The organism is Nocardiopsis terrae (assembly GCF_014651695.1).
GTDB lineage: Bacteria > Actinomycetota > Actinomycetes > Streptosporangiales > Streptosporangiaceae > Nocardiopsis > Nocardiopsis terrae.
The window spans coordinates 804,654-830,172 of the sequence record NZ_BMXJ01000001.1; the positions used below are offsets into that span (position 1 = coordinate 804,654).

A 25,519-nucleotide genomic window follows, 5' to 3' on the forward strand; every position below is an offset into this window, starting at 1 on the left:
GTCCCGGACACGGAAGGGCCCGGACACACGGGAACGCCCGCCGGACGACGACGGGCGTTCCTGTGCGTGTTCCCGGCCGGGAGCTAGACCCCGGCCCCCCTGCCGTACCAGGGCCACCACTGGACGGTGTGCCCGTGCGGGATCATCCGGTCCAGGCGGATCGTGAGCCTCAGCGCGAACCCGCCCGCGATCATCCCGGCCACCAGGTCCGTGAACCAGTGGAAGTGCAGGTAGATCGAGACGGTCGACTGGAGGATCGCGATGCCCACGATGCAGTAGGCCAACCGCTTGATGATGTGCGGCCGGGCCGCGCCGAACCTGATGATGAGGAACAGCACCAGCCCGTAGATGAGGATCGCGTTGGCCCCGTGCCCGGAGGGGAAGGCGACGTTGCCCGCCCCGGCGAAGAAGTCGGGGTCGTAGTTCTTGGCATGGCCCCGGCTGAACAGCAGCTTCATCACGGAGACCATCGACATCATGCCGAAGACGCCGCCCGCCCCCAGGATGATCGGTCGCCAACTCCGGTGCCAGTAGGCCAGCTGGAGCGTGGTCACGCCCAGGACCGGCAGGGCGACGTAACGGGAGGCGACGTTGTCGGGCCAGAAGATCAGCGGCTCGCGCAGGGCGTCCCAGTAGGGCCGGTGGAACTCGTTCAGAAAGTTGTCCACCGGATGGAGCGGACCCGCGGCCAGCATCGTCATGACGATCAGCGCGACGAAGAGCATGATCGCGATCCGGTCCGAGGCGAGCCCCCACGCGATCTCGCTCACACTCGGCCACTTGACGGCGCGCACGACGGGTGGCCCCGGCGCGTACTCCTTGGCTCGCACCACGGGAATGGGACCGCTGTAGGGGCCGGGCTCGGGCTTGCGCTGCTCCGGCTCGTGCGGCGTTTTCGACTGTCTGGACCGCGCGTGCCGGGTCCGCGAAGGTTGCGTCATGTGCTCAGTGCTGTCTCACATGTTGTGGGCTTGCCTGTGGCACTGCTGAGGCGTGGGGGACGGGCTAGCCGAGGTTGTTGGGACTGGTCCTGACGTTCCCGGGGCCGACACGGGGTGTTGGTAACGTACCGGGGGGCTTGCCCCCTACACCCTCGTTCGACGGTCGAACCTTCGGACTGGTTCACGGCGTTCGTGACCGGCCCTGCGCAGGCTCGACTTCCAGGGAACGGAACTGGTCGACAGTGGCGCCCTCGTTGGCGCCCGTCACCGCTTCGGTTCGGTCGGTCAGCGCGGGTCAGTGCGCTCTCGTGAGCCCGTCGCCGTGACGCGGGTGACGTCCCGCACGGCTTCGGGGTGGATGTTGCCAACATGCGAGCCTACCCGGACACTTCCCCTCATTGGTGGTTCCGCGGGCCAAGTGTGACCCTTCCACCTCGGACTTTGCCCTGAGACCACCCCCGGTACCGCCGCACTTCACTCGGGAGCGACCGGTTCGTGAGGCTTCCGTTAGCTGTTCGAGGCCGACCGTCCGGTCGACCCGCGCAGGTGTGGCACTCTTCAAGGAGCCTGTCAGACGCTGGAGTGTGCGGGCCCGTGTACTGGTCGTACGCGGGCCGGAAAACGGAAGGGCCCTGGATGGTCGACCTCCCACAGTTGCCGGACGACCCCTCGAAACTGGCTCGTGAGCCGTTGCGGGAGCAGATCCGGCAGGTACTGGTCGAGGGTCTGCTGTCCGGACGGTGGCAGCCCGGCGAACGCATCGTGGAACGCAGGGTCGCGACGGAGCTCAGGGTCAGCCAGGCACCGGTTCGTGAGGCCCTCCGCGAGCTGGAGACTCTGCGGCTCATCGAAACCGTGCCGAACAAGGGGGCCAGGGTCAGGGCCTTCGGTGTCCAGGACATGGCAGAGATCTACCCGGTCCGCGCCGGTCTAGAGCTGGTGGCGGCACAGTTGGCCGCCCCGCGTCTGGCCGGGGACCCCTCCTCCCTCGAACGCGAGGTGGAGGCACTGCAGCGGGCCACCGCCCGGGGGGACGTCACCGAACAGATCCGGCACAGCGTGGAGTTCCACCGCGAGGTCGTGCGGGCCGCCGACAACAGCGTGCTCCTGCACACCTGGGAGTCCCTGGGCGTGGAGGTGTGGACGGCCCTGTCGGTGCGCTGGCTCAACATGGAACTGCACGCCAAGGCGGCCGACCACGCGCAGATCACGCAGGCTTTCCGGGAGGGGGATCCGGCCGTGGGCCAGATGCTCAGCGACCACGTCCTGAACTACGTCGAGGCGGCGCTCAAGACCCACGAGGGCAGTCACTGACGCCCGCCCGGCCACCCTGGCCCGTCGGCCCGGCCGACCGCTGGCCGGGCCCCTCCTACGCCCCGCACGCTGGCATTCCGCCATCACCTGGTGCTTTGCACCAAACTTCGGGTATCTGCCGTAATGTTGTATTGATCGATCATCGATCAGACCGTAGAGTGTGCGCGACGCACGTCACAGCTCCGCACGCGCGTATCCCTGGTGGTACGGGGTCGTTCATCCGGCCGGTGAACGAACTCGGACGGCCTCCCGGCGAATGCTTACGGCACTCCAGACCGGGAAGCAATGCCGTCAAGGGTTACCTGCGCGACAACTGCACACGCGACCCGCATCGCTTCGCGTCCGAAACCGGGCCCAGCCACGGCCCGGCCCCGGACGCGCCCCGCAACAGCCACAGTGCCGCCGCCGATGAGCCCGGCGGCGGCACACGCCAGGACCACGCCCGACAGCGGGTCCCTGGCGGGTCACACCACCCGGCCCACAGGCCGGGGCGGCGAGGCCTCACGCGCACGTAGAAAGGCACACCATGGCTGACACGGCCAAGCCGAAGGGCGGCACCGCCCGGGGCTCCGCGTCCCGGCGCCGGGGCCGCAAGGACACCGGCCTCGGCAACGAGAAACCGGAGACCCTCCTCGACTACTACCGCCAGATGCTCTTCGTCCGACGCTTCGAGGAGCGCACCGGGCAGGCCTACACCCAGGCCCGCATCGGCGGTTACTGTCACCTCAACCTCGGCGAGGAAGCCACCGTCGTCGGCCTGATGACCGCACTCCAGGAGCGCGACTACCTGTTCACGAACTACCGTGACCACGGGTACGCGATCGGCAAGGGCATGGACCCCAAGCGGGTCATGGCCGAGCTCTACGGACGCGCCGACGGCGTCTCCAAGGGCTGGGGCGGCTCCATGCACATGTACGACACCGAGACCCGCATGCTCGGCGGCTACGGCATCGTCGGCGGCCAGCTCCCCCTGGCCACCGGTGCGGCGCTCGCCGTCACCTACCGCGGCGGCGACGAGGTCGTCATGTGCCAGATGGGCGACGGCACCACCAACATCGGCGCCTGGCACGAGTCCCTCAACATCGCCAAGCTGTGGAACCTGCCGATCGTCTTCGTGGTGATCAACAACTTCACCGGCATGGGCACCACCGTGGACATGTCCTCCGCCGAGCCCGAGCTGCACAAGCGCGGATCCGCCTTCCGCATCGAGGGCGAGCGCGTCGACGGCCGTGACGTCCTGGCCGTCCGCGACACCGCGACCCGGCTGGTCGAGCGCGCACGCGAGGAGCAGACGCCCTTCCTGCTGGAGGCGTGGAGCTACCGGCAGAAGGGCCACTCCGTGGTGGACCCGGCCAAGTACCGCACCGACGAGCAGCGCGACGAGGCCCGTTCCGAGGAGAACGACCCGGTCGCGATCTTCGACGAGCGGCTGACCAAGGCCGGGATCCTCACCGACGACCTGCGCGAGGAGATCGCCGCCTCGGTCAAGGCCGAGGTCACCGAGGCCGCCGACTTCGCGGAGAACAGCCCGAAGCCGGACGTGTCCACGCTCTTCGACTACACCTACGCCACTCCGGTGCCGAACGAGTCGCGGCGCATGCCCGCCGACCCGGTGTTCGCGGAATAGGGAAGGAACCACTCACATGTCCGTGATCACCTACCGCCAGGCCCTGCGGGACACCCTGCGGGCCGAGATGGTGCGCGACGAGAACGTCCTCGTGATCGGCGAGGAGATCGGCGTCTTCGAGGGCTCCTACAAGATCACCGAGGGGCTCCTCAAGGAGTTCGGCCCCCGGCGGGTCAAGGACACCCCGATCGCCGAGGAGGGCTTCGTCGGTGCCGCCGTCGGCGCCGCCATGCTGGGCCTGCGCCCGGTCGTGGAACTGATGACGATCAACTTCTCCCTGATCGCCATCGACCAGATCATCAACCACGCCGCCAAGATCTACGGGATGTTCGGGGGCCAGACCAGCGTCCCCATGGTCATCCGCACCCCCGGAGGCGGCGGCCAACAGCTCGGCGCGACGCACTCGCAGAACATCGAGCTGTTCTACTCCTTCATCCCCGGCCTCAAGGTGATGGCTCCCAGCACCCCGGCCGAGGCCTCCTCGATGCTGCGGGCGGCCATCCGCGACGACGACCCGGTCCTGTTCCTGGAGAACCTGGGCCTGTACAACTCCAAGGGCGAGGTCCCCGAGGACTACGCCGAGGCCTCCTGCGACGAGGTCGCGACCATCGGTCGCGCCGGCGTGTCCCGCGAGGGCAGCGACATCACCCTGATCGGCTACTCCCGGATGGCCACGGTCGCGAACCAGGTCGCCGAGAAGCTGGCCGAGGAGGACATCAGCGTCGAGGTCGTGGACCTGCGCAGCCTGCGCCCCCTCGACCGGCAGACCTTCGTGGACTCGGTCAAGAAGACCGGTGCCGCGGTGATCTGCGAGGACGACTGGCTCACCTACGGGATCGGCGCGGAGATCGCCGCATCGATCCAGGAAGGGGCCTTCGACTACCTGGACGCCCCGGTACGCCGGGTGGCCATGGCCGAGGTGCCCATGCCCTACGCCAAGCCGTTGGAGACCGCCGCTCTGCCGTCGGTCGAGTCGATCAGCACCGTGATCAAGGAGACCCTGAGCGCCGTCGGCAAACGGGTCGGGTAGAGGGAGTAGTCAATGAGCGAGATCCACATGCCGCGCCTCTCCGACACCATGGAGGAAGGCGTCATCTCCACCTGGGTCAAGAAGGTGGGGGACAAGGTCGCCTCCGGTGACGTGCTGGTCGAGATCGAGACCGACAAGGCCGTCATGGAGTACGAGGCCTACGAGGACGGCTACCTCGTCAAGCAGAACGCCTCCGAGGGCGACACCGTCCCGATCGGCGAGGTCATCGGCTTCATCGCCGACTCCCCGGACGCGGTGCCCGAGGACTCCGGCACGCCCTCCGCTCCGGCTTCGGAGAAGAAGGAGGACGAGGCCGACGAGGAGAAGGAGAGCGCGGAGGAGGCTCCCGAGGGCGAGGAGAAGCCCGCCGAGTCCGGGTCCGCCGCTCCGTCGGCCCCCGCCGGCGGCGGTGACGCCCCCGCGGACCGCCCCCGTACCTCCCCGCTGGCCCGTCGGCTGGCCAAGGAGTACGGCCTGGACATCACGAAGATCAAGGGGTCCGGGCCCAAGGGCCGGATCGTGCGCGCCGACATCGAGGCCGCCGCCAAGGAGGGTCCGGCCACCGAGTCGGCTCCGGCCGCCGAGGAGAAGCAGGACAAGCCCGCCGCCGCCAAGGCGCAGACGGCTCCGTCCTTCGACGACGGGCGCGACTCGGAGCAGGTCAAGACCAGCAACGTGCGCAAGGTGATCGCGCGCCGTCTGACCGAGAGCAAGCAGACGGTCCCGCACTTCTACCTGCGCCGGGCGATCGACGCCGAGCCGCTCAAGGCCTTCCGCGGCCAGATCAACGAGCAGCTCTCCAGCACGGGTGTGAAGGTCAGCTTCAACGACCTGATCGTGAAGGCCTGCGCCACCGCGCTCAAGCTGCACCCCGCGGTCAACACCTCCTGGGTGGACGACAACCTGGTCCAGCACAACCGGATCAACGTCGGTGTGGCGGTCGCCGTGGACGCCGGTCTGGTCGTGCCGGTGCTGCACGACACCGACAAGGCGACCCTGTCGGAGATCTCCACGAACACGCGTGAGCTGGCGGGCAAGGCCCGGGACAACAAGCTCAAGCCGCAGGAGATGAGCGGTGGCACGTTCAGCGTGTCCAACCTGGGCATGTTCGGCGTGGACAGCTTCTCGGCGGTGATCAACCCGCCGGAGGCCGCCATCCTGGCCGTGGGCGCCATGCGCCAGGAGCCGGTGGTGGTGGACGGCGAGGTGCAGGTGCGCAACCGCATCGCGCTGGAGCTCTCGGTGGACCACCGCGCGGTCGACGGTGCCGTGGGCGCCGCCTTCCTGAAGGAACTCGCGGAGATCCTGGAAGAGCCCATGCGGATCATCCTGTAGCGACTCCGTACGCGACGCCCCGGCCGGGTCCCTTCCGGCCGGGGCGTCCTGCGTCGGCGCGGACCGCCACAGGTTGTCCACAGCCTGTGGACAGAGGTTCGGCTAAAGGACCAGCCTGGCGAGCTGGCCGATCATCATCCCCGCGACCAGCACCGCCCCGTAGCTCGGAACGGCCCAGCCGTGCCAGCGGCGCGGGGTGCGGCGATGACGACCGCGCGGGAGCGGAGTGGGTTCGGGCTCGGGTTCGATCACACCCGCTCGCCCGGCCTCCCGTTCCTCCGATCCCCCGTGTTCCTTCGCCACGCGCATCCACCCGGGTAGGACGCCGTGCTCCAACCGGTGGGCGACCTTCGGGTTGCCCGCCATCTGCCGCAGGAGGTGCTGTTCGCGGACCTGCCGGTTCTCCCGCACCGGTGCGGGGGTCCGGGAGAACCGGTGGCCCCGGGGGGCGTCCAGGACCGACCGCACCCTCGTCTCGACCGTGGTCACCGGTCACCACCGCCCAGCGCGAACTCGGCCCAGACGGCCGTGCCCAGGTCCGAGCAGAACGGGAAGGGCACGACCGGGTAGGTGCCCCACCTGGCGGCGAGCACGTCCACCAGCAACAGGCCCCGGCCGCGTTCGGCGCTCAGCCAGTCCCCTGCCGAGCGATCCGGGATCTCCGGCGAGGACTCGCGGGTTCCGTCGTCAACGACCACAAGGCGCAGTACGCCCGGCTGCGGGGCGAAGAGCGCCCGCAGCACCCGGCCGTCCGGGGCTCCCGACCGGCTGTGCTCGATCGCGTTGGCCACGATCTCGCTCCCGCACAGGACGGCGGCCTCCGCCAGGTCCTCCCCGAACCCGGCCAGGTCGGCGCGCAGGTCCGCGCGGACGGTGCTCATCTGGGCGAGGTTTCCGGGATAGATCCGCGCCTGCCAGCGGGCAGGGCTCACGTGGGGCACAATGGTCATGTCGACAACTCGCTTTCTTGATGGATGGTCTTGTCGGCCTGCTCTGGGGGTGTGGGTGCACCCGCCAGAGCTTTTCTCTTGGTTGCCCCGGCTACGGGGCGACGGTGGTTCCGGGTGCGGGGGTCAGCGCGTGGCCGTGATGGTGTGCCCGCAGTGGCGGCAGGTGGCGGTGGCCGTGTTGCCGTGTCTGACCGGTGGTTGGTCCGGGACGTAGTCGTGCCCTGCGGTGCCGGGGCACGTGGTCTGGTTGTCCACGCCGCCTCACGGGGCCTGCGGGCGGAGCGGGCCCCGCGGGCTCACCTCTGTTCTTCCAGGTGGTTCCAGGGGTTGTCGGTGAGGTCGTAGGCCAGGGTGAACCAGACCTTGCGGGTGATGGGGACGCCGTTGTCGCCCCACTCGGAGGCCAGGGCGTCGATCATGGCCAGACCGCGACCGGCCTCGGCGTCGGGGTCCAGCCCGCGCGGGTCGGCGCTCAGGTGCCGGGGGTGGTCGGCGTCGAAGGACCCGACAGGCTGGGTGCCCTGGTCCTGGCAGGTCAGCCGGAGCCCGTGCCGCAGGCGTTCACAGGTCAGGGAGTAGTGGCCGAACCGCTCCCCCGAGCGCGTGTGCCGGATCGCGTTACTCGCGAGTTCGCTGCCCAGCAGGGTGAAGAGGTACTGGTAGTCGGGGCTCTGGCGCTCGGCACAGGTGTGCAGGAAGGCACGGACCAGCGGCATCTGGAGGGGTCCGGCCCCGAACTCGTAGCGGCGGTGGCGGAAGGGGGCCCGGCCGGAGTCCGGGTCGAAGTAGTGCCGGTGTTTGGACTGGACGGTCGCGAGCAGCGGCAGCGTCACCTCCGGGAGTTCCAGCGTCCGCGCGTTCACGCGACCACCCCCGGGACGAGTCGCCATGGCACCGGAGCACCGGGCCCACCAGGCCGAGGCCGGGGGGTCGGATGCGGTGAGGACTCCCCTTGATCCCGTGAAACCTCCAGGCCAGAGGGGCCAGGTGCTCCGAACCGACTCTGGATGACGAACCGGCGCACACGGGAAGCCCGACGCTTCCAGGGCAGATTGCTCAAAGCACCGAAGGCCAGTGCGAAGGTCAAGCTACTTTGACCCACATCGAAATACTTCACGTGAAGGACTCCTCACAGCGAGTTCCAGACAAGGACATAGAAGCATGGGTATCGCACTTACTCAAGTGAAAACTCGAAATTTGCATGATCAGAGTCAAAGAGTGAGGGCTACACTCACAGCATGGATCGTCGAACGCACTCCCCGACCGTGAGACTCCGCCGACTCGCCCGCCACCTGCGTCGTGCCCGTGAGGAGACCAACCGGTCTCTCACCGAGGCCGCGAAACTGGCGGGCTGGTCAGGGGCCAAACTCGGCCGTTTGGAGAGTGCCGAGACCCGGCGCATCAAATCCGCCGACCTCGACAGGCTCGCTGAGCTGTACGAGGTCGAAGAGGACATGCTCGCTGAATGGCACTCCTTGGCTACTCAGGCGAAGGAGCGTGGATGGTGGGCGAAGTACAAGAAGTCAGGCGTGTTCACCGACGACCTGCCGGACTTCGAGGCTGAGGCGTCCTCGATCCGAACCTACGAGCCCCAGGTGATCCCCGGCCTGTTGCAGACACCGGAGTACGCGGAGCAGATCCTTCGGGGCGGGCAGGCCCAGGACGACGCAGAGATCAGCGCACGGGTCGACGCCCGGATTCAACGACAGGACATCCTGCACCGCCATTACCCGCCGGACTACTGGGCGATCATCGATGAAGCCGCGCTCCGGCGCGGCATCGAGGGTTTCCCAGGCGTGATGGCCGACCAGATTCGGCACCTGCTGCGGATGGCCACTCGTGCGGGCGTGACCATCCAGGTACTGCCTTACTCGGCCGGAGCGCATGCAGCGAGTACGGGATCCATCGTCATCATGGACTACGCGGAAGTTCTGGACCCTTCGATTGTCTACGTGGAGTCCTACGCCGCTAGCCTGATGATGGAGGAGGCGGACGAGATCTCACACGTGAACGCGGTCTTCGCACACGTGTCAGCGTCGGCCCTCCCAGGCGCCGAGTCTGCCGAGTTTCTCCGTGCCCTCCTGGAAGCCCTAGAAAGTGATTCTGATGCCCGAACTCGAATTCCGTAAGAGCAGCTACAGCGGCACCGGGAACAACTGCGTCGAGGTCGCTGACATCCCCGGCGCCTCCGCTGTACGCGACACCCAGAACCGGCAAGCCGGGCACCTGCTCTTCCCGGGTGCGGAGTGGGCCGCTCTGCTCAGCACCGCCCGCACAGACCAGGTCTGACCCCTCCCAGAACCGCTCGCATCAGGAACGGAGCCCCCGTGACACCTGAGTTCCGTAAAAGCAGCTACAGCAACCAGGCGCAGAACTGCGTGGAGGTCGCTGACCTGCCCGGTGAGCACCTGGTCCGGGACACCCAGAACAGGGACGCCGGACACCTCGGCTTCACCGGACCGGAGTGGACCGCCGCCCTCGGCGCCATCCGCACCGACCAGGTCTGAGCCACCCCCACCAACTCCGCCCCTGGCCATCCGGCTGGCCGGGGGCGTCGCCGTGTATTCACCACTCCAGACGTACAACCCCTGCCAGGCTTCTTGGCCGCATCCGGTCACGCTGAACGACTGTCCCGCTCCCCAGAGTCATGTCACGATAGTTGAAGAATATTCTCGACTATGAGAGCAGGCGCTGATGCGGCTGACGTTCCTGGGCACTGACAGCGAGGACGGCCACTGCCCCACCCTCTACAAGACCGACCGCGGCACCATCGTGGTCCAGGGCTACAAGATCAACGACCCCGAAGCGATGGGCGACGTCCGCGACCTGGCAGAGAACGAAACCCTGGTCGAGATCCCCCGCGAACTCCTGCGGTTCGCCAACGAGGGCGAGTGACTTATGACCAGGACCATCACCAGCGACGAGTTCACCCAGCAGTTCAAGGACTTCAAGCACACGGCCTGGAAGCTGGAGGTCCGCGACCGCTACAACGTCAGCAAGGAAGCCTCGGACATCCAACACTTCCTCCGGACAGGCGACCTGGGCCGTAAGGAGAACTTCGCCCAGACCTCCAAGTGGCACCGGAACGTCACCAGCGGCACCGCGGAGGGCAAGGTCTGGCAACGCGTCCGCGTAGTCTCCGAACCCCTGAGCGACTACATCCGCTGGGAACGCGCCGTCACCCGGTTCAACATCGAAGCGGGCGAAGACATCCGCTGGCTCCCCCGACACCACCCAGCGGTCCAGGAACTGCCGGACTTCGACTTCTGGCTGTTCGACGACTCCTGGGGGTGCCTGCTGCACTTCGATGACGACGACTCCCCAGGCAAGTCCGAGCACATCGACGACCCGGCCACCATCGCCCTCTACCGTCAGTGGCGAGACATCGCCTGGCAGCACGCGATCCCGCACAGCGAGTACGACCCCCAGAGCAGTAAGCGGTTCAATACCTAGGTGACCTACAGCATCGAACGCGCCCGGCAGGAACTGGGCAGGCGGCTACGCGAGATACGCCGGTCAGCGGGACTGACCGGCGTACAGCTCGCGGAGCTGTTGGCATGGAGCCAGTCGAAAATCTCCAAGATCGAGACCGGCCGCCAGGCCCCAGAGGCGGCTGAGATCGCGGATTGGACCCGGGCCTGTGGCAGGGAGGACGCATCGGCCGACCTCGCCAACCGCTTGAGCGAGCTGGAATCGATGTGGGTCGCATGGAAGGACCAGCTGCACCACGGCCACAGCGGCATTCAGGCTCGGATCGCCAGCCAGGAAAAACACGTCCGAGTCTTCCGCGGCTACGAGCCAATGCTCATTCCCGGCCTGTTCCAGACTCCGGACTACGCACGCTCGGTACTGGAATCAGCGAGCCGCAAGAACCGGTCAACCTACGATATCGAGGACGCCGTCCAACGACGGGTTCAACGCCAGGACGTGCTCTACCGCCGCGACAAAAGCTTCCGCTACATCGTCTCCGAGGCCGCCCTACATCACAGACGCGGCGATCGAGACACCATGGCGGCCCAGATGGACCGGCTGATCACTTTGAGCAGACTTTCCAACGTCTCCTTCGGAATCATCCCCTTTGATTCCTCTCCCCCCTACCTGCCCAACCATGGGTTCTGGATTCAGGACGAAACATCCGTTGTTATAGAAACCATTTCCGCCGAGCTGACCCTCACCCATGACGTCGAGGTCGAGCAGTACCTCCATGTCTTCCAGATGGCTTCCTCAGGGGCCTGCTTCAACGACAGGGCAAGAGCCCTGCTGGGAAGGGCTGCGAAGCAGTCTAGTAGTTGACATCCTGAGGGCCTCGGATGAAGACGTCCGGGAACATGCCAATTTATGCGGCACGCCCTCAACCACAAGACCTTCGCTCGAATATCTGAGAATTTTCGCACGTGACCAGAACTACCTTCCGTAGCTTGTTCACAGGTTCAACGGGAAGGATGGGAATGGTCCTTTTCCTCAACGGCCCGGTCCAGAACGACGACTTCACGTTCCGCGATACCCCGGGCAAAGCTGTGGGGGTCCGGCTCGCCTCAGCCATGAACAACATCCTTGGCCATGGCGAGGCTCCACATCTGTGGAACACCGCCACGCTCTCCGGCGACATCCGCTACCGCGCCCAGGATCCTTCTCAGGCTCCGCCGCGAGCCGCGTTCGAGCACGAACGCCTGAAGAACAAGTACGGCCCCGGCATGCCCCGGCCCTCATCGCTCGTCACCGATGCCGACCCCAGCGTGGCGGCGCTGGCGTTGACCATCGTCAACGAGCAGCTGGTCAACGGGGTACTACGCATCGGCGCGGCGACCGTCCAGGAGTGCGCGGGCTGCGGTCACACGGTCGGTCTCGGTGCCACACGGTGCACCTCATGCGCGAGCGAACGTCTGCGCGCTCGCTCGGTCCGTCACCTCTCTGGATCCCGGGCGCCAATCCCAGGTGCACCGACTCGGCTTGGCCGGGAACCCCTGAGTCGATCTCTCGGCGAGGCGAGACGATAACGTCCAGCCCATGGCCCACATCCTGCACCTGACCGAACTCTCCCGCTGGCGGTCCGGCGGGGACGTCGAAGCCGAATCCCTCCGCACCCAGGGTTTCCTGCACGCCTCACCCGACGACGCCACCCTGCTCGCGGTGGCGAACGCCTTCTACCCCGAACCCGCCGAGCCCCTGGTGGTCCTGGTCGTGGACACCGACCTGGTCGACGCCGAGGTCAGGTGGGAGGCCGCCGACCCCGCTCCCCCGCCCGGGGCGCCCGAAGGGGTGCTCTTCCCCCATGTCTACGGGCCGGTCCCGCGCCGCGCGGTGGTGGGAGTACGCCACCCGCGCCAGGACCCCGGGGGCCGGTACACCGCCTTCGAGGAGCGGCCCGGGACCGCGGAGGAGCTGGATCTGCTGCCCCACCCCGAGGGCGGCTGGTACCGGCGGACCTGGCGCCCCGGAACGGAGGTCCATGCTGCGGGCTATCCGGGACCCCGACCCACCGCCACCGGCATCCAGTTCCTGCTCGGGCCCGGCGAGGTGTCGCGCTGGCACCGGTTGCGCTCGGACGAGATGTGGGTCTTCAACCGGGGCCGACCGCTGCGGCTGGAGTTCGGCGGCACGGGCGGGGCCCCCGAACCCGCCGACGGCTTCGTTCTGGGGCCGGGAACCGGGGAGGGCGAACACCTCCAGGTCCTGGTCCCGGCCGGCACCTGGCAGAGCGCCCGCCCGCTGGACGGGGAGTCCCTGGTCAGCTGCTTCGTCTCACCCGGGTTCGACTTCGCCGACTTCGAGACCGCCCCGGACTAACGGCCACCGGCGCAGGCCCTCAGCCCGCCCTCGCCCCGATCCGGTCAGCGAGGTCGCCGTCGCGGGCGACCCGGGTCAGGCCCGCAGCGAGTGCGGCCATGTCCTCGCCGTCCACGAGCCTGCCGAGCTTCTCCTCGTCCGCGGGCAGCCCCACCTGCTCGGCCCCGCTACGGGCGAGCTTGTCGGTGTAGGGGCGGAGCCAGGGCCACACCGCCTGGGCCTCGCGGCAGAACATCGCGGCACCCGTGGGGCCGATACCCGGAAAGGCGCGCAGCCCGGACTCCAGGCGGCTCCGGTCCCGCTCCGCGCTCTCAGCGAGTCGGCGCAGGTCACCCCGGTACTCGTCGCGCACCAGGTCGGCGCACTCACCCAGCCGGGTGGCGGTGCTCTCGTCATAGCGGACGTAGTGTCCGCGCCCCAGCGCGTCGACGCGGCCCTGCCAGCCCAGCGAGGCCGTTCCGTCCGGGGTCGTGGCGCCCGCCCTGTTGAGCTCGCGCGCGGCCGCGACCGCGATCCGCGCCGAGATCCGGGTGGACAGCAGGTTCACCAGCACCAGCAACTGCCACAACGGGGCCGGTTGGTCCGCCATCCGGATCCCGGCCTCGGAGGCGAGGGTCCTCCCCGCCTCGTCGACGACGGCGCGGGCGATCTCCGTCTGCTTCGCCATTCCGCTTCTCCTTCCACCACGGTGAGAGGACTCCGGTGGGGGCTACTACCCGGCCTGACCAGGGGCGGCACGATGTCGGGTCGAATTGCCAAGACTTGTCCACAGCCTGTGGACAACATTCCCCACCCCCCGGGCCCCGACCGGAGAACGCACCCCGGTCACACCCGGACACGCGGGAGCCCCGGGCCGCGAAGGAACACCTCCGCACCCCGGGGCCCCGGCGGTCCCGCTCGGGTACGGCCGCCTCAGGCGTGGCCGAGGCCGGTCTGGTCGGGCGCGACGTCGCTGTGCTGCCCGACACTGCTCGGGACCGCGTGGCGGGCGCGACCCTTGTCGATCCCGAGGAACCGGTTGAGGTGGCCCTTCTTGCCGACCACGAACCAGGCCACCGCCCCGAACACCGGGAACCAGAGGATGAACAGCACCCACAGGAGTTTGCCGCCCCCCGTGGTGTCGCCGTCGGCCAGCGTGGAGATCAGCGCCGCGATCACCAGGACCAGCACGGCGAGGAGCACGATCAGGAGCAGAACGCCGGTGATTCCGCCCATCCAGGCGACGGCGGGGCTGGTGTTGTCCGCCAACTCCGACAGCCTCGTCCGGTCCGCCAGCTCCGACAGGTTGGTGATCATGTCTCCCCCAAGCAAAACGTGGTTGCCTCAATACACAGGGTAATAATCCAGGATGTTCAGGCACACACATTCCGACGCTTTCGGGCGATTCCTCGCATCAGCCTCCCCGATTCCGATTCCGCGACCCCGCACAGACAGGGCCGACTACTTTCGGGTAGAGCCCCCCACCAGGCTTTTCCACTGCTTTACTGGAACCATGGGCGAGCTTCGGCGATCTGGCAGGTCCACCCCCACCCTCCGGCCCGGGATCAGCACCGGAAACGGTGACGGCGCGGGCACCCGTGACCACCGACCCGCGCACCCGGCCAGAACGCTCCCGCCGACCGGGGGCGCCACCGCAGAGGCCGGGTGAGCGGTGCCCCGGAAACCCCGCTACCTCTGGCTGGCCGAACAACTACGCGAACCGATCCTCAACGGCGAGATGCCCCCCGGCACCCGGCTGCCCTCCCGCACCAGCCTGGCGCGCACCCACCGGGTCAGCGAACAGATATCCCGCACCGCGCTACGGCTCCTGGTCACCGAAGGGCTCGTCGAGGCACGTCCCGGCTCCGGGTACTTCGTCCGGCCCGTCCCCGAGGTCTTCCGGCTTTCCCGGACCGACGCCACCTCCGGCTCCGGGCTGGGACGGCTCAGCCGTGAACGGGTCAGCACCGAACAGGAACGCTGCACGGCGCCGCTGAGCTCCAGGCTCCGGCTCCGCGACGGCGAGCCCGTGTACCGCACCACCTCGCGGGGGCTGGCCTGCGACCGACCGGTCACCCTGCACCGGTCCTGGGAACCCGCGGTCCTCACCGCCGGAACCCTGCGCACCCCCTTCGACGCCGCCGGCACCGGCCCCCTGGAACGCCTCGGCGCCGCCGGGTTCCCCGTGGACCGGGTCGTGGAGGAGGTCGGGGTCCGCGCCCTGCGCGACTCCGAGGCGGCGCTGCTGGGATCCGCCCCCGGGATGCCCGTGCTCGTCGTCGAACGCACCCACTACTGCGGCGACCGGCCCGTCGAGACCTCCGACCTCATCGGATCGGCCGAACAGTGCCGGCTCCTCTACAAACTGAGCCTCGCCCGGCCCCGCAGCCACGGGTAGGCACAGCGAAGGGCGGTGGCCCACCCCCTCCGTGGAGGGGACGAACCACCGCCCTCAGTCACCGCCCTAGACAGGGGGCGCTTGCGTTCGGGCGCCGGCAGGGTTTTGGAGGTGCCGGAGGTGGGATTGCGAGGAACGAGCCATCACACCGTAGGTGCCGAAAGTTCCTGCCCTCATTGGCGCCCGAACACGGGCCGAAGCGCAGCGGAGGCCCAAGGCAAACACAACCTAGCCCTGGGTGAACTCCCCGGCGACGACCTCGGCGATCTGCGCGGTGTTCAGCGCGGCGCCCTTGCGCAGGTTGTCCCCGCACAGGAAGAGGTCGAGCGACTTCGGGTCGTCGATGGACTGGCGGATACGGCCGACCCAGGTCGGGTCGGTGCCCACGACGTCGTTCGGGGTCGGGAACTCGCCCTTGGCGGGGTCGTCCAGGACCTGGACGCCCTCGGCGGCACCGAGCAGCTTGCGGGCGTCGTCGGCGGCGACCTCGCTGTCGAAGGTCGCGTGCACGACCAGCGAGTGCGTGGTGATGACCGGGACGCGCACACACGTCGCGGAGACGCGCAGGTCCGACAGGCCCAGGATCTTGCGGGACTCGTTGCGGACCTTCAGCTCCTCCGAGGACCAGCCGTCGTCCTTGAGCGAACCCGCCCACGGCACGACGTTGTAGGCCAGCGGCGCCGGGAACGGGCCGAGCTCGTCGACGGCCGAGCGCATGTCGCCCTGCTGGTCACCGAGGGTGCGGTCACCGCCCGCCTTGGCCATCTGGTCGCGCAGGACGTCGATGCCCTCCTGGCCGGCACCGGAGGCCGCCTGGTAGGAGGAGACCACGAGCTCCCTGACGCCGTAGGCCCGGTGCAGGGCACCGACGGCCACGATCATCGACAGGGTCGTGCAGTTGGGGTTCGAGATGATGCCGCGCGGACGGTTGCGCACCTGGTCCGCGTTGACCTCGGGGACCACCAGCGGGACGTCGGGGTCCAGGCGGAACGCGCCGGAGTTGTCGACGGCGACCGCGCCGCGGGCGGCGGCGATCGGCGCCCACTCCTTGGACACCTCGTCCGGTACGTCGAACATGGCGACGTCGACGCCGTCGAAGACCTCGGGCGCCAGCGCCTGCACGACGACGTCCTCGCCGCGCACGCTCAGGACCTTGCCCGCGCTGCGCGGGGAGGCGACCAGACGGATCTCGCCCCACACGTTCTCACGCTGGGTGAGGATGTCGAGCATGACGGTACCGACGGCGCCGGTCGCGCCGACGATGGCCAGGGTGGGAAGACGGTTGCTCATCGGCCGGTACCTCCGTAGACGACAGCCTCGACCTGGTCGGCGTCGAGCTGGAACTCCCTGTGCGCGGCCTGCACGGCCGCGTCGACCTGGTCCTCCTCGACGATGACCGAGATGCGGATCTCCGAGGTGGAGATCATCTCGACGTTGGTGCCGGAGGAGGCGATCGAGTCGAAGAAACGCGCGGTGACGCCCGGGTACGAGCGCATGCCCGCCCCGATCAGCGAGACCTTGCCGATCTTGTCGTCGTAGCGGAGGGAGTCGTAGCCGACCTTCTCCTGGACCTTCTTCAGGGCGGCGACCGCCTCCTTGCCGAAGTCCTTGGGGACGGTGAACGAGATGTCCGTGCGGGAGGTGGAGACCGCCGACACGTTCTGCACGATCATGTCGATGTTGATCTCGGCGTCCGCGAGCGCCTTGAAGATCGTCGCGGCCTCACCGACCTTGTCAGGGACGCCGACGACGGTGATCTTGGCTTCGCTCCGGTCGTGGGATACCCCGGAGATGATCGGCTGTTCCATGCCTTCGCTTTCCTCGACTTCCGAAACGATCCACGTTCCGGGCTTCTGGCTGAACGACGAGCGGACGTGCAAGGGGATGTTGTACTGGCGCGCGTACTCGACGCAGCGCAGGTGCAGGATCTTCGTGCCGCTGGCGGCCATCTCCAGCATCTCCTCGTAGGAGATCTGGGGAATCCGCTGAGCGGTGGGCACGACGCGCGGGTCGGCGGTGAACACGCCGTCGACATCGCTGTAGATCTCGCAGGCGTCCGCGCTGAGCGCGCCGGCGAGAGCGACGGCGGTGGTGTCGGAACCGCCACGACCCAGGGACGTGATGTCCTTCGTGTCCTGGGAGACGCCCTGGAACCCGGCGACGATACAGATCGCGCCCTCGCCCACGGCCTCCTGGATACGTCCGGGCGTCACGTCGATGATCTTGGCGTTGCCGTGCAACGACGTGGTGATGACGCCGGCCTGGGAACCGGTGAAGGAGCGGGCCTCGTAACCGAGGTTCTCGATGGCCATCGCCACGAGGGCCATCGACATGCGCTCACCAGCGGTGACGAGCATGTCGAGCTCGCGCGCCGGCGGCATCGGAGAGACCTGTTCGGCCAGGTCCAGCAGTTCGTCGGTCGTGTCGCCCATGGCCGAGACCACGACCACGACGTCATGTCCCGCCTTTTTCTGAGCCACGATCCTTTGGGCTACTCGCTTGATGGCTTCCGCGTCAGCCACGGAAGACCCACCGTACTTCTGCACGATTAGGGCCACGATCGATGCTCCTGAGGAGTTGGGATCAAGACAATTACCTATGGAGTGTAGCCAGCGACGCCCACCACACCCCTTCCGACCTGCGGAGGGAGGGCGTGGCGTCTTGACACACCAGCGCTCGGGCCTACCCGTTCGAACGGAGGTTACTCATGTTTCGACCAGATTACGGCCAAGTGTGAGCTAGAACTCCAGGCTTCGGCGGCCCTCGAAGGCGCGCCCGAGGGTGACCTCGTCGGCGTACTCCAGGTCGCCGCCGACGGGCAGTCCGCTGGCCAGACGGGTGACTTTCAGGCCCATGGGTTTGACCAGCCGCGCCAGATAGGTCGCGGTGGCCTCCCCTTCCAGGTTCGGGTCGGTCGCCAGGATCAGCTCGCTCACCTGGCCGTCGGCCAGGCGGGTCATGAGCTCCTTGACCCGCAGGTCGTCGGGGCCCACACCCTCGATGGGGCTGATGGCGCCCCCGAGCACGTGGTAGCGCCCCCGGAACTCGCGGGTGCGCTCGATGGCGACGACGTCCTTGGACTCCTCGACGACGCAGATGACTGCGAGGTCGCGGCGGGCGTCACGGCAGATACGGCACTCGGTCTCTTCGGCGACGTTGCCGCAGATCGAACAGAAGCGAACCCGCTCCTTGACCTCGACGAGTGCGTTGACCAGGCGTTTGACATCCGCGTGTTCCGCGGACAGCAGGTGGAAGGCGATGCGTTGCGCGCTTTTCGGACCGACGCCGGGCAGCCGCCCGAGCTCGTCGATCAGATTCTGTACCGCGCCTTCGTACATGCCTACCCACTCGGTCGGAACCGGGCCTGGACCCGGCGGGGCCACTCCTGCCCCGAACCCCACCGTATCGGGGGGCGGCGACCTCTTGGGACCGCGCCCGGCCGGCCCCCGGCGCCGCCCCGGTGCCACGGGGGCGGCGGAGCGGCCGCAGGGGCCGGGCAGGGCGGGAAATCCGGGGCCGAAGACGGGCCCGGAGAATCCTAGAAGCCGGGGAGGCCGGGGATGCCTCCGCCGGGCATCCCACCGCCGAGCCCCTCGGCCAGCGGGCCCATCTTCTCCTGCTGCAGGCGCTCGACCTGGGCCTCGGCGTCGCGGATGGCCGCCAGGACCAGGTCGGCGACGGTCTGGGCGGTCTCCCCCGCGTCGGCGGGGTCGACGGCCTTGGGGTCGACGGTGATGTCCTCGACCTGGCCGCGCCCGCTCAGCTTGACCTTGACCAGGCCGCCGCCGGAGCTGCCCTCGACCTCGGCCTCCTCCAGGGCCTGCTGGGCGTCGGCCAACTGCTGCTGCATCTGCTGGGCCTGCTGGAGCAGGGCCTGCATGTCCATTCCGCCAGGGTTCACGGCCGTCTCCTCGCCGCACACGTGGTGCTGTTCATCGCTGCCTGTCACTTGTCTGTGAGGGTAACCGGTCCGGCCGGGCGGGCTCGGCCGCGCGCACAACCCGCCGCGGAGGCGTTCACCGGGCGTTCGCGATGACCTGGTCGAGGGCCTGCCTGGTGTGCTCCAGACCGCGGATCGCCTCGCTCACCCGGACGCGTTCGGCGCACAGCCAGTCGAGCAGGTCCGGCGCGGGGTCCCCGCGCTCCTGGGCGTACACGCAGGGCAGCAGTTCGCGGATGGTCTCGGTGTTGAGTCCGGCTCCGAGGAGGCACTGGACGCGGTCGACCCGCTCCACCGCGTCCTCTCCGTACTCGCGGTGCCCCCCGGCGGTGCGTTCGGAGGTGAGGAGCCCCCGCTCCTCGTAGTAACGCAGCGAACGGGGGCTCGCCCCGCTCCGCGCGGACAGTTCACCGATACGCACGGCCACCTCCGGTGAGCCTGGTCACGAACACTTGAACCTCACATGGATGTCAGATTCTACGCTCACCTCATGAACACACCGAACCAGTACCCGAACCCGTTGCTCGACACCTACGGACTCGGCTCCCTCCGCCTGCCCAACCGGGTGGTGATGGCCCCGATGACCAGGCTGCGCGCAGACCGGAGCGGGGTACCCGGCGACCTGATGGCCACCTACTACGCCCAGCGCGCCGAAGCGGGCCTGATCGTCTCCGAGGGGATCGCGCCCGACGTACCGGGGCAGCAGTACCTGACCGAACCGGGCCTGTACACGGACGCGCAGGTCAGGGGGTGGCGCCGGGTGACCGACGCCGTACACGCCGCGGGCGGCCGGATCTTCGCCCAGCTCATGCACGCCGGCCGAAGCGGACACCCGGCCAACCGCCCCGACGGCGGGACCCCCGTGGGGCCCTCGGCCGTGCCCCGGACCGACCCGGTGCACACCCTGGACGGCAAGGTCGCTCCGGTCGCGCCCCGCGCCATGTCCGTCCGGGAGATCTCCGAAACCGTGGCCGCGTACGCGGGCGCCGCCCGCGCGGCACTGCGCGCGGGGTTCGACGGGGTCGAGATCCACGGGGCCAACGGCTACCTGCCGCACCAGTTCCTGGCCGACAACACCAATCTGCGCACGGACGCCTACGGGGGCGGGACCTCCGGGCGGGTCCGGTTCCCCGTGGAGGTCACCGAGGCGGTCGCGGACGCCGTGGGGGCCGACCGGGTGGGGCTCCGGATCTCCCCCGGCAACAGCCAGTTCGAGATGGTGGAACGCGACCCCGACCCGGTCTACCGGGAGCTGCTGCGCCTGGTCTCCCCGCTGGGACTCGCCTACCTGCACGTCACCGAGGACCCCGCCCGCACGGTGCTGGCCCGGGCCCGCCGCCTCTGGGAGGGCGCGCTGGTGGGCAACACCGGTGAGCACGAGGAGACCACCGCCGAGAGCGCGACCGCGCTCGTCGCCGAGGGCCGGGCCGACCTGGTGTCCGTGGGACGGCCCTACATCGCCAACCCCGACGTGGTCGGACGGCTGGCGGCCCGGGTGCCCTGGGCGACGATCCGGGAGAAGGACTTCCACTACACGACCGGGCCGCGCGGCTACGTGGACTATCCGGGCCACAACGGCACCAAAGGGAACTTTGTTGCACCGTTGACCTGATTTCACCAGCGAAAAGAGCGAGGGGTAGCGCGAATGTCACGTTCGGTTGAAAGAATGCCCCGTGGGCCCGTTGGCCCCTGAGGTGTCCTCGGGCACCGTCCTTGAACAGCGAGAGCAACAGGGGACTGAGGACGTGTTGACCGCCAGAGAGCGCAACTCGGCTCTGATCGAGGCGATAATCGCGGACGGCCTGCTGAGCGACGCGGCACTCGTCGACGCCTTCCGGTCCGTGCCCCGCCATCTGTTCATCCCGGAGTCCGGCGCCCTGACCGCGAACGGCGGTTCCCTGAGCGCCACGGGCAACCCCGACCGCTGGCTGACCGCCGTCTACACGGACAACGCGATCGTCACCCGGGTGGAGGAGACGGAGGTGCCGCGGCAGCGCGGAGCCGACCGGACCGCCGCCACCTCGTACAGTTCCGCGCCGACCGTGCTCGCCCGGATGCTGGAACTGGCCGACCTCGCGAACGGGCAGCGGGTGCTGGAGGTCGGCACCGGGACGGGGTGGAACACCGCGCTGCTCGCCCACCGCCTCGGCGACGCGGGCGTCACCTCCGTGGAGATCGACGAGAGGCTGCTGGGCGCGGCCCGGCGGGCGCTGCGCGAGGCGGGCCTGTCCCCCGGGACCCATCTGGCCGACGGGCACGAGGGGTTCGAGGAGGCGGGGCCCTTCGACCGGATCATCAGTGCGTGCGGGGTGGGCAGGGTGCCCGGGGCCTGGCTCGACCAGCTCGCCGAGGGCGGACTCGTGGTGTGCCCGTGGGGGCTGCTGGAGAACGCGGGGGTACTCATGCGGCTCGAACGGCAGGCTGGGGGCGCGGCCCTGGGGACGTTCCACGGCGGTGTGGGGTTCGTCCCGTTGCGTACGCCCGGCCCGGTCCCGCCGCCCGTCCGGGACTCCGGGCAGCAGCCGGACGAGTACCGGCTCACCCAGACCGATCCCGTCGCTCCGATGCTGGCCTTCGCCTCGGCCTTCGCGGTGTCGGTGATGGTCCCGAACTGGCGGATGCGGCGACGGTGGATCGGCACGGGTTCGGGGATGTGGCTGTGCGACCGGGGCGGGAGCTCGTGGGTGCGGATCTATCCCTACGGGACCTCGTGGATGATCGAGCAGGGCGGGCCCAGAAGCATCTGGGACGAGGTCGAGGAGGCCCTGGCCGGATGGTCCCGTCTGGGGGAGCCGGGGCCGGACCGGTTCGGCCTGGCGGTGGAGACCGACGGGGGGCAGCGGGTGTGGCTGGACTCACCGGACGGGCACTCGTGGCCGGTCGGCCCGCCGGACTGAACCGGCCGCCCCCGGAGCCCTCTCCGAGGGTTCCGGGGGCGGTTGCGGGAGCTTTCGTCCGCGAGGACGCGGCGGCCCCTCGGATCCGACCTGCCGACGGGGGCCGCCGGGCGTTCACGACTGGGCTTCGGCCCCCTCGGCCACCTGTGCGGACTGCCTCTCCCGGAGCTTGCTCAGGAGTTCCTGCCTGCGCTCACGGGCCTCTTCGCTGGGGCCGCCCCCGGCCCCGCCCTTGCCGCCGCGCAGCGCGGAGCGGGAGACGGTGGCGCGCTGGCCACCCATCCCGAGAAGGTTGTCGCTGTTCTTGGCCATGTGTTTGGCCTCCTGTCAGAGATCGACGGGACGGGGATCCCCGTTCCGTCTCGTGTCCCTGATCCTACCGGATGCAAGACGATACGTCTCGTCTTTTTCGTCGGATACGGATACCGTGGGGCCATGGCCGACAACACCGCTGAACAGACGCGACGGTCCCCGGACCCCCGACGTCGCAGCCAACGCGCGCGCAACGCCATCCTCGACGCCGCCGCCGAGCTGCTGGGTGAGGTCGGGTACTCCAAGTTGACCATGGAGGCCATCGCCGCCCGGGCCAGGGTCGGAAAACAGACCATCTACCGCTGGTGGCCCTCCAAGGCCGCCGTGGTCTTCGACGTGTTCACCCGGCTGACCGGCGCCACCGCCGGGGCTCCCCTGCCCGACACCGGGGACCTGGCCGCCGACCTCAAGACCGTTTTCCGCGCCACCGCCGACGAGTTCACCGACCCGGAGACGGACCGGACCACCCGGGCCTTCACCGCGGAGATCCAGCACGACGAGGAGCTCGCCAGGGCCGTCACCGAGCGGCTCGTCGAACCCAACAACCGGGCGGTCCGGGACCGGCTGAGCTCCGGCCGGGCGGCCGGTCAGATCGCTCCGGAGGCCGATCTCGAACTCGCCGCGGAGATGCTCAGCGGTCCGATCAACCACCGGTGGCTGCTGCGCACCGGACCGCTGACCCACGAGTACGTGGACCGGCTGGTGGACACGGTGCTGCGCGGCCTGCGCCCCTGAGCAGCCTGCCCCCGAGCTAGGCCCCGGGTGCGGCGCCGTGCTCGATCTCCTCCAGCAGCTTCCCGCCGAGCTCCGTCTCGATGAGTGACGCGCCGCCGCCGGAGCCCCCGCCGGAACCGCCCTTCGAGGCGCCGGAGGCCGGACCGTTGGACGCGGGAGCGCCGCCCCGGTCGCCCGTCGTGGGCGCCTTCGGGGCCTGTGCCTGCCGTTCCGGGGCGTTGCGCGCCGGAGACCCGGACACCGGAGCACCGGACTGCCCGCGCTGGTCGGGGCGGCCGAAACCGCCCTCGTCCGGCGGCGGGGCCGAGGCGCCGTCCTCGTACGGGTCGGGAGGCGGTTCCTGGAGGCCGGTCACGATGCGGTCCGGCGGCGGCCCGGCGGGCTGAGCGGACGCCTGGGCTGGGCCGGGGCCGGGGGCAGCGGGTCCCGCCTCCGGGGCCGGGGCGGGCGCGTCCCAGCCCGCGGGCTCGGCCGTGGGCGGGGCGGCGGGGCGCGGAGCGGGTTCCGCGCGACGCGGAGGTGCGGGCGTGTTGCCTCCGGCGGGGGCGACGCGGACCTCGACACCGAGAACCTGCTGGATCGCCCCGGCGACGACCTGGTCACTGCCGCTGTTGGTGAACCCCTTGGCCTCGTTGGGCTTGTTGAAGCGGAGCAGCACGCTGTTGCCCTCGACACCGACCGGCTGGACGTCGCTGCCGGACAGCACCATCCAGGTGAACCGGCGGCGTCCCTTGACCGCCTCCAGGATCTGGGACCAGGCCCCCTGGATACGGCCCAGGTCGAGTGTTCCGCCGGCCGCGGGCGCGGTCGCACCCTGGGCCGGTTCGGACCGGTTCCGCTGCGGGGCGTCCCAGCCGCCGGGTTCACCGGCGGGCGCCTGCCGGGGCTGGCTCGGCGCGGGTTCGGGGGCGCTGGGGCGGGCCGGAGCCGCGGGCTGCGGAGCAGGGGTCGCGGGCGCCGCGGGCCCGCTGGCGGGAGCGGCCGGGGCGGCGGCAGGCGTCGGAGGTGCCGGTGGAGCGGGGGCGGGGGTCGCGGGAGCCTGTGCGGCAGGAGCGACGGCGCCGGAGGCCAGCTGGCGCTCCAACTGCTCCAGGCGGGCCAGCAGAGCGGTGCCCTGGGCGCCGTCGGTGGCGGGCAGCAGGATCCGCGAGCACACGAGTTCCAGGAGCAGGCGGGGCGCGGTCGCCCCGCGCATCTCGGTCAGCCCCTGGTTGAGGATGTCCGCGGCGCGGGACAGTTCGGCCGGACCCATCCGGGCGGCCTGGTCCTTCATCTGCTCCACGGACTCCGGGGAGACGTTCACCAGCCCCTTGTCCAGGGCGTCCGGGACGGCGGCGAGCACCACGAGGTCCCGGAAGCGCTCCAGCAGATCCGTGGTGAAACGGCGCGGGTCGTGCCCTCCCTCGACGATCCGGTCGACCAGGCCGAACGCTGCGGCACCGTCGCGTGCGCCCAGGGCGTCGACCATCTCGCCGAGCAGGCTGGAGTCGGTGTAGCCGAGCAGGGAGACGGCGCCCTCACGGGTGATACCGCCCTCGTCCGAACCGGCGATGAGCTGGTCCAGGACGGAGAGGGTGTCCCGGGCCGAACCGGCCCCGGCCCGCACCACCAGGGGCAGCGCGGCGGGGTCGTAGGACAGGCCCTCCTCCTTGAGGAGGTCCTCCATGAGCTCCTTGAGGGTGCTCGGCGGGATGAGCCGGAAGGGGTAGTGGTGGGTCCGCGAACGGATCGTGCCGATGACCTTCTCGGGCTCGGTGGTGGCGAACACGAACTTCAGGTGCGGCGGGGGTTCCTCCACCAGCTTGAGGAGCGCATTGAAACCCTCGCGGGTCACCATGTGCGCCTCATCGATGATGTAGATCTTGTAGCGCGAGTTGACCGGCGAGAAGAACGCGCGCTCCCGCAGGTCGCGGGCATCGTCGACACCGCCGTGGGAGGCGGCGTCGATCTCGATCACGTCGATGCTGCCGCCGCCGTCGGGGGCGAGCGACACACAGGAGTCACAGGTCCCGCACGGGTCCGGGGTGGGGCCCTCCACACAGTTCAGGGAGCGCGCGAGGATGCGCGCGCTGGTCGTCTTTCCGCAGCCGCGCGGCCCGCTGAAGAGGTAGGCGTGGTTGATACGTCCGCTGCGCAGCGCCTGGCGCAGCGGGTCGGTCACGTGTTCCTGACCGCGCACCTCACCGAACGTCGCGGGACGGTACTTGCGGTACAGCGCGATGCTCACGGTGTGATCACTCCCCTGGTCCCTGCCACGGTCCCATTCAACCCGTT

The 25,519-nt window shown here is 69.4% G+C and carries 29 protein-coding genes; 16 read left to right on the forward strand and 13 right to left on the reverse strand.

Translation table 11 applies throughout. The features are described from left to right. Window positions 1–83: 83 nt before the first annotated feature. The gene (locus IE195_RS03675; RefSeq protein ID WP_191268074.1) at window positions 84–833 is read right to left on the reverse strand and encodes a phosphatase PAP2 family protein; all 750 of its coding nucleotides are present in this window, start codon (window positions 831–833) and stop codon (window positions 84–86) included. Window positions 834–1,577: 744 nt separating this feature from the next. On the opposite strand from IE195_RS03675, the gene IE195_RS03680 reads away from it, so the two are divergent. The 4 genes from IE195_RS03680 (at window position 1,578) to IE195_RS03695 (ending at window position 6,247) form a co-directional block, all read left to right on the forward strand. Next, on the forward strand, window positions 1,578–2,255 hold the full coding sequence (locus tag IE195_RS03680; protein ID WP_191267913.1) for a GntR family transcriptional regulator: 678 nt from the start codon (window positions 1,578–1,580) through the stop codon (window positions 2,253–2,255). A 526-nt stretch (window positions 2,256–2,781) separates the two neighbouring features. Further along, window positions 2,782–3,882 (forward strand): pyruvate dehydrogenase (acetyl-transferring) E1 component subunit alpha, encoded by a 1,101-nt coding sequence (gene pdhA / locus IE195_RS03685; protein WP_191267914.1) that lies wholly within the window; start codon window positions 2,782–2,784, stop codon window positions 3,880–3,882. A 16-nt stretch (window positions 3,883–3,898) separates the two neighbouring features. Next, window positions 3,899–4,912 carry an alpha-ketoacid dehydrogenase subunit beta gene (locus tag IE195_RS03690; protein WP_191267915.1) on the forward strand — a complete coding sequence of 338 codons (1,014 nt, stop codon included), beginning with the start codon at window positions 3,899–3,901 and terminating at the stop codon, window positions 4,910–4,912. A 12-nt stretch (window positions 4,913–4,924) separates the two neighbouring features. Then, a complete protein-coding gene (locus IE195_RS03695; RefSeq protein WP_191267916.1) occupies window positions 4,925–6,247 on the forward strand; it encodes a dihydrolipoamide acetyltransferase family protein in 1,323 nt (440 codons plus the stop codon). A 102-nt stretch (window positions 6,248–6,349) separates the two neighbouring features. Here the strand turns inward: IE195_RS03695 and IE195_RS03700 are convergent, their stop codons facing one another. The 3 genes from IE195_RS03700 to IE195_RS03710 all read right to left on the reverse strand — a co-directional run bounded on the left by IE195_RS03700 (window position 6,350) and on the right by IE195_RS03710 (window position 8,060). Further along, a complete protein-coding gene (locus IE195_RS03700; RefSeq protein WP_191267917.1) occupies window positions 6,350–6,736 on the reverse strand; it encodes a hypothetical protein in 387 nt (128 codons plus the stop codon). After that, a complete protein-coding gene (locus tag IE195_RS03705) occupies window positions 6,733–7,197 on the reverse strand; it encodes an ATP-binding protein (protein ID WP_373295626.1) in 465 nt (154 codons plus the stop codon). The genes IE195_RS03700 and IE195_RS03705 overlap by 4 nt, the downstream gene beginning before the upstream one ends. Before the next feature lie 296 nt (window positions 7,198–7,493). Further along, window positions 7,494–8,060: an ATP-binding protein gene (locus IE195_RS03710; protein WP_229826064.1), complete on the reverse strand. Its 567-nt coding sequence runs from the start codon at window positions 8,058–8,060 to the stop codon at window positions 7,494–7,496. A gap of 375 nt (window positions 8,061–8,435) precedes the next feature. Here IE195_RS03710 and IE195_RS03715 point away from each other — a divergent pair, with 375 nt between their 5' ends. The 8 genes from IE195_RS03715 to IE195_RS03750 all read left to right on the forward strand — a co-directional run bounded on the left by IE195_RS03715 (window position 8,436) and on the right by IE195_RS03750 (window position 12,984). Further along, window positions 8,436–9,326: a helix-turn-helix domain-containing protein gene (locus IE195_RS03715; protein WP_191267919.1), complete on the forward strand. Its 891-nt coding sequence runs from the start codon at window positions 8,436–8,438 to the stop codon at window positions 9,324–9,326. After that, window positions 9,304–9,486 (forward strand): DUF397 domain-containing protein, encoded by a 183-nt coding sequence (locus IE195_RS03720; RefSeq protein ID WP_191267920.1) that lies wholly within the window; start codon window positions 9,304–9,306, stop codon window positions 9,484–9,486. Before IE195_RS03715 ends, IE195_RS03720 begins: the two co-directional genes overlap by 23 nt. Before the next feature lie 38 nt (window positions 9,487–9,524). Then, on the forward strand, window positions 9,525–9,704 hold the full coding sequence (locus tag IE195_RS03725; protein ID WP_191267921.1) for a DUF397 domain-containing protein: 180 nt from the start codon (window positions 9,525–9,527) through the stop codon (window positions 9,702–9,704). Between the two features lie 187 nt (window positions 9,705–9,891). After that, window positions 9,892–10,092: a hypothetical protein gene (locus IE195_RS03730; RefSeq protein ID WP_191267922.1), complete on the forward strand. Its 201-nt coding sequence runs from the start codon at window positions 9,892–9,894 to the stop codon at window positions 10,090–10,092. Window positions 10,093–10,095: 3 nt separating this feature from the next. Beyond that, window positions 10,096–10,650 (forward strand): DUF6879 family protein, encoded by a 555-nt coding sequence (locus IE195_RS03735; protein WP_191267923.1) that lies wholly within the window; start codon window positions 10,096–10,098, stop codon window positions 10,648–10,650. After that, entirely contained in the window at window positions 10,651–11,490 is an 840-nt protein-coding gene (locus IE195_RS03740; protein WP_191267924.1) for a helix-turn-helix domain-containing protein, read from the forward strand. Window positions 11,491–11,645: 155 nt separating this feature from the next. Further along, window positions 11,646–12,194, forward strand: coding sequence for a hypothetical protein (locus IE195_RS03745; protein WP_191267925.1), 549 nt, complete (start codon window positions 11,646–11,648; stop codon window positions 12,192–12,194). Window positions 12,195–12,204: 10 nt separating this feature from the next. Next, entirely contained in the window at window positions 12,205–12,984 is a 780-nt protein-coding gene (locus tag IE195_RS03750) for a cupin domain-containing protein (RefSeq protein WP_191267926.1), read from the forward strand. A gap of 19 nt (window positions 12,985–13,003) precedes the next feature. Here IE195_RS03750 and IE195_RS03755 read toward each other — a convergent pair whose 3' ends face one another. Both IE195_RS03755 and IE195_RS03760 read right to left on the reverse strand, forming a co-directional pair. Beyond that, window positions 13,004–13,651, reverse strand: coding sequence for an endonuclease (locus IE195_RS03755; RefSeq protein WP_191267927.1), 648 nt, complete (start codon window positions 13,649–13,651; stop codon window positions 13,004–13,006). A gap of 245 nt (window positions 13,652–13,896) precedes the next feature. Further along, window positions 13,897–14,280: a PLD nuclease N-terminal domain-containing protein gene (locus tag IE195_RS03760; RefSeq protein ID WP_191267928.1), complete on the reverse strand. Its 384-nt coding sequence runs from the start codon at window positions 14,278–14,280 to the stop codon at window positions 13,897–13,899. A 355-nt stretch (window positions 14,281–14,635) separates the two neighbouring features. Here IE195_RS03760 and IE195_RS03765 point away from each other — a divergent pair, with 355 nt between their 5' ends. Next, complete coding sequence (locus tag IE195_RS03765) at window positions 14,636–15,361, forward strand: GntR family transcriptional regulator (RefSeq protein ID WP_191267929.1); 726 nt, start codon at window positions 14,636–14,638, stop codon at window positions 15,359–15,361. A 228-nt stretch (window positions 15,362–15,589) separates the two neighbouring features. Here IE195_RS03765 and IE195_RS03770 read toward each other — a convergent pair whose 3' ends face one another. The 5 genes from IE195_RS03770 to IE195_RS03790 all read right to left on the reverse strand — a co-directional run bounded on the left by IE195_RS03770 (window position 15,590) and on the right by IE195_RS03790 (window position 19,722). After that, on the reverse strand, window positions 15,590–16,651 hold the full coding sequence (locus IE195_RS03770) for an aspartate-semialdehyde dehydrogenase (protein WP_191267930.1): 1,062 nt from the start codon (window positions 16,649–16,651) through the stop codon (window positions 15,590–15,592). Continuing rightward, entirely contained in the window at window positions 16,648–17,919 is a 1,272-nt protein-coding gene (locus IE195_RS03775; RefSeq protein ID WP_191267931.1) for an aspartate kinase, read from the reverse strand. Before IE195_RS03775 ends, IE195_RS03770 begins: the two co-directional genes overlap by 4 nt. Window positions 17,920–18,099: 180 nt before the next feature. Continuing rightward, window positions 18,100–18,699, reverse strand: coding sequence for a recombination mediator RecR (gene recR, locus IE195_RS03780; protein WP_191267932.1), 600 nt, complete (start codon window positions 18,697–18,699; stop codon window positions 18,100–18,102). A gap of 200 nt (window positions 18,700–18,899) precedes the next feature. Continuing rightward, window positions 18,900–19,247: a YbaB/EbfC family nucleoid-associated protein gene (locus tag IE195_RS03785; protein ID WP_191268076.1), complete on the reverse strand. Its 348-nt coding sequence runs from the start codon at window positions 19,245–19,247 to the stop codon at window positions 18,900–18,902. Window positions 19,248–19,377: 130 nt separating this feature from the next. Next, complete coding sequence (locus tag IE195_RS03790) at window positions 19,378–19,722, reverse strand: MerR family transcriptional regulator (RefSeq protein WP_191267933.1); 345 nt, start codon at window positions 19,720–19,722, stop codon at window positions 19,378–19,380. Window positions 19,723–19,791: 69 nt separating this feature from the next. Here IE195_RS03790 and IE195_RS03795 point away from each other — a divergent pair, with 69 nt between their 5' ends. Together IE195_RS03795 and IE195_RS03800 are read left to right on the forward strand one after the other, a co-directional pair. Beyond that, the gene (locus IE195_RS03795; protein ID WP_191267934.1) at window positions 19,792–20,913 is read left to right on the forward strand and encodes an alkene reductase; all 1,122 of its coding nucleotides are present in this window, start codon (window positions 19,792–19,794) and stop codon (window positions 20,911–20,913) included. A gap of 136 nt (window positions 20,914–21,049) precedes the next feature. Further along, complete coding sequence (locus IE195_RS03800; RefSeq protein WP_191268077.1) at window positions 21,050–22,198, forward strand: methyltransferase domain-containing protein; 1,149 nt, start codon at window positions 21,050–21,052, stop codon at window positions 22,196–22,198. A 114-nt stretch (window positions 22,199–22,312) separates the two neighbouring features. On the opposite strand, the gene IE195_RS03805 is transcribed toward IE195_RS03800, so the two are convergent. Then, window positions 22,313–22,510, reverse strand: coding sequence for a DUF6243 family protein (locus tag IE195_RS03805; RefSeq protein ID WP_191267935.1), 198 nt, complete (start codon window positions 22,508–22,510; stop codon window positions 22,313–22,315). Window positions 22,511–22,633: 123 nt separating this feature from the next. Between IE195_RS03805 and IE195_RS03810 the strand changes: the two genes are divergently transcribed. Further along, window positions 22,634–23,245 (forward strand): TetR/AcrR family transcriptional regulator, encoded by a 612-nt coding sequence (locus tag IE195_RS03810; protein ID WP_191267936.1) that lies wholly within the window; start codon window positions 22,634–22,636, stop codon window positions 23,243–23,245. A gap of 16 nt (window positions 23,246–23,261) precedes the next feature. Here the strand turns inward: IE195_RS03810 and IE195_RS03815 are convergent, their stop codons facing one another. After that, window positions 23,262–25,472: a DNA polymerase III subunit gamma and tau gene (locus IE195_RS03815; RefSeq protein ID WP_191267937.1), complete on the reverse strand. Its 2,211-nt coding sequence runs from the start codon at window positions 25,470–25,472 to the stop codon at window positions 23,262–23,264. Between the last annotated feature and the right edge of the window lie 47 nt (window positions 25,473–25,519).

Bases quoted from the DNA above. Each gene is read 5' to 3' on its own strand.
- IE195_RS03680 (WP_191267913.1), top strand. From the start codon at position 1,578: ATGGTCGACCTCCCACAGTTGCCGGACGACCCCTCGAAACTGGCTCGT.
- pdhA (WP_191267914.1), top strand. From the start codon at position 2,782: ATGGCTGACACGGCCAAGCCGAAGGGCGGCACCGCCCGGGGCTCCGCG.
- IE195_RS03690 (WP_191267915.1), top strand. From the start codon at position 3,899: ATGTCCGTGATCACCTACCGCCAGGCCCTGCGGGACACCCTGCGGGCC.
- IE195_RS03695 (WP_191267916.1), top strand. From the start codon at position 4,925: ATGAGCGAGATCCACATGCCGCGCCTCTCCGACACCATGGAGGAAGGC.
- IE195_RS03705 (WP_373295626.1), bottom strand. From the start codon at position 7,197: ATGACCATTGTGCCCCACGTGAGCCCTGCCCGCTGGCAGGCGCGGATC.
- IE195_RS03715 (WP_191267919.1), top strand. From the start codon at position 8,436: ATGGATCGTCGAACGCACTCCCCGACCGTGAGACTCCGCCGACTCGCC.
- IE195_RS03720 (WP_191267920.1), top strand. From the start codon at position 9,304: ATGCCCGAACTCGAATTCCGTAAGAGCAGCTACAGCGGCACCGGGAAC.
- IE195_RS03730 (WP_191267922.1), top strand. From the start codon at position 9,892: ATGCGGCTGACGTTCCTGGGCACTGACAGCGAGGACGGCCACTGCCCC.
- IE195_RS03735 (WP_191267923.1), top strand. From the start codon at position 10,096: ATGACCAGGACCATCACCAGCGACGAGTTCACCCAGCAGTTCAAGGAC.
- IE195_RS03745 (WP_191267925.1), top strand. From the start codon at position 11,646: ATGGTCCTTTTCCTCAACGGCCCGGTCCAGAACGACGACTTCACGTTC.
- IE195_RS03750 (WP_191267926.1), top strand. From the start codon at position 12,205: ATGGCCCACATCCTGCACCTGACCGAACTCTCCCGCTGGCGGTCCGGC.
- IE195_RS03755 (WP_191267927.1), bottom strand. From the start codon at position 13,651: ATGGCGAAGCAGACGGAGATCGCCCGCGCCGTCGTCGACGAGGCGGGG.
- IE195_RS03760 (WP_191267928.1), bottom strand. From the start codon at position 14,280: ATGATCACCAACCTGTCGGAGCTGGCGGACCGGACGAGGCTGTCGGAG.
- IE195_RS03770 (WP_191267930.1), bottom strand. From the start codon at position 16,651: ATGAGCAACCGTCTTCCCACCCTGGCCATCGTCGGCGCGACCGGCGCC.
- recR (WP_191267932.1), bottom strand. From the start codon at position 18,699: ATGTACGAAGGCGCGGTACAGAATCTGATCGACGAGCTCGGGCGGCTG.
- IE195_RS03785 (WP_191268076.1), bottom strand. From the start codon at position 19,247: ATGGACATGCAGGCCCTGCTCCAGCAGGCCCAGCAGATGCAGCAGCAG.
- IE195_RS03795 (WP_191267934.1), top strand. From the start codon at position 19,792: ATGAACACACCGAACCAGTACCCGAACCCGTTGCTCGACACCTACGGA.
- IE195_RS03805 (WP_191267935.1), bottom strand. From the start codon at position 22,510: ATGGCCAAGAACAGCGACAACCTTCTCGGGATGGGTGGCCAGCGCGCC.
- IE195_RS03810 (WP_191267936.1), top strand. From the start codon at position 22,634: ATGGCCGACAACACCGCTGAACAGACGCGACGGTCCCCGGACCCCCGA.